The organism is Streptomyces sp. NPDC055140, assembly GCF_053607285.1.
The window spans coordinates 1-1,840 of the sequence record NZ_JBSGTG010000060.1; the positions used below are offsets into that span (position 1 = coordinate 1).

The 1,840-nt window shown below is 65.6% G+C and carries 2 protein-coding genes; one reads left to right on the top strand and one right to left on the bottom strand.

Features of this window, described 5'->3' with window-relative positions; genetic code table 11:
• Positions 1 to 331 precede the first annotated feature (331 nt).
• Positions 332 to 733 carry a hypothetical protein gene (locus ACWFR4_RS45655; RefSeq protein WP_453657516.1) on the bottom strand — a complete coding sequence of 134 codons (402 nt, stop codon included), beginning with the start codon at positions 731 to 733 and terminating at the stop codon, positions 332 to 334.
• Between the two features lie 818 nt (positions 734 to 1,551).
• Between ACWFR4_RS45655 and ACWFR4_RS45660 the strand changes: the two genes are divergently transcribed.
• The coding region (locus ACWFR4_RS45660; protein WP_453657518.1) for a hypothetical protein at positions 1,552 to 1,840 on the top strand (289 nt) is incomplete at its 3' end.

The following is a 1,840-nucleotide window of genomic DNA, read 5'->3' on the forward strand; positions in this document are numbered from 1 at the left end:
CATCCAGGCGGTCCCCAGTACCTCTCCGCGGCCGCGGAAGCTCAGCGCCTGCGTGGCGTGGACCTGGGCGCTTCATGGCGTGTGGCTAGGAGCGGGGATACAGGGGCGACCGCGGTCCTGCGCGTCGCCGCTCAGGCCTTCGGCGATCCGTCTCCTACGGGAGATGGATTGATCTTGGGGGTCGGCCCGACCACGGCCGAGGGATGCAGGGCTGAGTGGGTCACGGGCACCTAGGCCTTGCTGCCAGCCGACACGCATCCGCCGGCACGACGCGTGCTGCGTTGAATGGCCGAGAATGGGCACGTCACTTCGGGGGACGCAGGTCCCCTGCTCACCCTCGTCCCTGGGCGTCTGCCGGTGCAAGACCCACGGCTTCCAGGGCCCTGCGCACGATCTCCACGGCGTCGGTCTGGGCGTGAGCGGGCAGTTCAACCTCCCGGCCGGTCCATCCCTCGAGCTCGATGAACCAGGAACGCGGGCCCAGGTAGACATGCCACTCAATGCGGTCGTCGATCCACGCGTGGATGCCAATGTTGAGCAGGTACTCCTCCGGGCATGCCTGAGCAATGACCTGGGGCGGAAGGTCACCGGCGTACTCGGGCAGTTCGCGCAGGGTCGGAAACCCGCTGAGGGCGAGCTCGACAGCAATGGCGTGAATGGTCATGGCGATGGGGTCGTCAGCCAGATCAGGCCTGGTCTCGGCCCATGGGGGCGGCGGGCCGTAAAGGATCACGGCTGGGACCCGTCCGCGTGCGCCGGCATGCCACGGCATGGCGGCGGTCCCACCCCTAAGGTCCTGCCTCGGCAGACACCAAAGTCATTCGAGTGTGGGCCCTCAGAACCACTCCCCCGCTCCGAGAGGCCAGTCAAGGGGAAGCTCAACTCATTCATCTAGTGCGCACTCCAAAGCTGCCATCGATCCCGACATGTCGGGTGACATCGCTGCACGCACCGGCCCCCCGACTCTCAGAGATCCTATGCACGGGTTCACGGGCCATGCAGGAACGCGGTGTCCTTTACATCTTTTTGAAGCCACGCCAGGTTCGCGCCCTTGACCGCCCCCTCCCCTGACACCGCCTGAGCATCAGCCAAGTTCCCCAGCCTGGGCGGGGGCCAACCGTTGAGTGGCCCTCGCCACTCAGCCTGAGTATCCGCCTGCAGCAGGGCAGCAAGTCTGCGGTGACCCACGCCTTGGCCCGCGCGAGGACGGAGTCATCGGGGCCAACCGTGGCGTCCGGCAAGAGCTGGCCACCCCCGCCGGGATCGGGTCATGAGGTTCTCGGGCCCAGTTTCGTGTGGGCCAACACCTGCGCGGCAGGTTCAGGACGCACATACGGTCAGTTTCAGCCACGCGCGAAGGCCTCGGCCGGCCAAGGGCATCCAATTCGTTCGGGTTCGCGGTAGTTGGATGCAGAGGAACGTGCCAATTCCGCGCTCGCTGCGTGGCCAGCAGGCATCCTTGACGATCTTCTGAGATAGCCTCCGGTAGCTGTTCTCGAAAGTTGCATGCGGAAATAACGGGAGGCGAACGCGATGAAGGATCGCAGTCGCGTGAAGCCCATACTGGCGGCGGCACGGGAACAGATACTGCGCTCTGAGCTCGGCCTGGCGCCGAAGAGCCTTGGGAAGGGTCGTCGGGTCAACGACGATCCACTACGAGGAGTCACCCAGGCGGAGGTTGATCGCAAACTGCACTGGTCACCAGGCACGTGCGGCCGGATCGAGAATGGCAACCGGGCGCAGGACTACCAGATCAAGGCCCTGGGCCAGCTCCTTCAGCTCTCAGAGCCTGACTACATCGACCTGTGCTTTTCCACCATTGAGCGGCGCCCCGCGCAGC